This window comes from Kribbella sp. NPDC020701, assembly GCF_055562215.1.
Genome location: NZ_JBVHFT010000065.1, coordinates 1 through 1,501, shown reverse-complemented (window position 1 = coordinate 1,501; position 1,501 = coordinate 1). Strand labels below are relative to the sequence as shown.

Below are 1,501 nucleotides of genomic sequence, written 5' to 3'. Positions count from 1 at the left end.
TGTCGCTTGCCAGCGTGATGGGACCACCTCGTTGCCACGAGCATGGGACCACCTGGAGGTGTGAGTGAGCATCACCGGTCTTGGTCCTCTTGGTCAACGGTGACGCGCCGGTGGGGGTGGCGTTGCCGGTAGGAGGGGCCCTCGATGACGAGCGTGTGCGCGCCGGAGGTGAGCCGGTCGACGGCCGACTGGGCGAGCAGCGCGTCGCTCATCATGGTCAGCCACTCAGACGGCTCCCGGTTCGAGGTCACGATGGTGCTGGCTCGGCGGTGCCGCTCGACGACGACCTCGTAGAAGTCGTTGGTCTCGGTGGCGTCCAGCATGCGCAGTGCGAAGTCATCCAGGATGAGCACGTCGACGCGGGCGAGCTTGCGGATCTCGGCCTCGAGGGTGTTGTCCAGCCGGGCGGCGCGGAGCCGGGTGAACAGCTTGTCGGCGCGGGCGGCGTGCACCGATAGGCGGCGCCGGATCGCGATGTGGCCCAGCGCGGACGCGAGGTGTGTCTTGCCGACCCCGACCGGTCCCAGGACGAGGACCCCGTTGCCGGCCTCGGTGAACCGCAGGCTGGTCAGGTCCGACAGCAGGGCCCGGTCGTAGCTGAGGTCGTCGAGTTCGTCCCAGGTGTCCAGGCGCATCGTCGGGTCGAGGCCGGCGGTGCGGGCGCGCAGCATCGCCGAGCGGGACTCGCGGCGGGTGATCTCGTCGGCCAGGATGAGCTCGAGGAACGCGGCGTGGCTCATCTTCTGCTGCCGGGCCAGCGCGAGCCGCTCGGGCAGGGTCTGGCTCATCTGGCCGAGCTTGAGCGCCTTCAGCGTTCGGGTCAGGTCGGCCCCGACCGGGTCGAGCGGTCCCGCTGTAGTGGTGGTCACTGGTGGTCTCCTTCGTGGTGAGTGCCGGCGGGGCTGGTGCCGGCCGGTGTGGCTGCGCCGCCGGGGATGAGGGTGAGCTGGACCCCGCCGCGCATCGCGTACTCGCCGGGATCGCGGGCGAACCGGCCCGAGGGTGAGCCGCTCGCGGCGGGAAGGGCCGGCTGTTCGCGCTCGGTGGCCTTGGCCAGCATCGCGGCGATCTTCGACACCGACACGACGTCGAGGTCCAGGGAACGAGAGCAGGCGGCCTCGACCGGGTCGGGACCGTAGCGGCGGACCAGGCCGAGCAGCCGGTAGACGCTGCGCATCCTCGTCCAGGGCAGCGGGTCGTCGAGCAGCCGCTCGGCGTAGATGCCGACGTTCTGGCCGTGCAAGGCGCAGGCCGCGATCAGCCGGGCCAGGTCCCGCAGCGCATACCCGGCCTTGTGCTCGGGCAGGTCGTCTCGGTGGGTGGACCGGCCGCCTGGCGGCTGCCGCGGGTGGGTCTTGGCCAGCCGACCGGCCCCGGCCCCGGCCGTGGAGTAGAGCTTGACCAGCTCGGAGTCGGCGCGCGCGTCCAGGTACTGGCCGAGGTGCTGCTCCGGCACCGAGTAGAGCGCCTTGGCGACCTCGACGTGGTAGTCGCGGTGCAC

The 1,501-nt window shown here is 71.4% G+C and carries 2 protein-coding genes; both read right to left on the bottom strand.

Features of this window, described 5'->3' with window-relative positions; translation table 11 throughout:
- Positions 1–71: 71 nt before the first annotated feature.
- Entirely contained in the window at positions 72–869 is a 798-nt protein-coding gene (gene istB, locus ACZ3HV_RS44530; protein WP_465693950.1) for an IS21-like element helper ATPase IstB, read from the bottom strand.
- Positions 866–1,501, bottom strand: a 636-nt coding sequence (locus tag ACZ3HV_RS44525) for a Mu transposase domain-containing protein (protein WP_465693949.1), incomplete at its 5' end; no start/stop codon positions are given. The genes ACZ3HV_RS44525 and istB, both read right to left, overlap by 4 nt.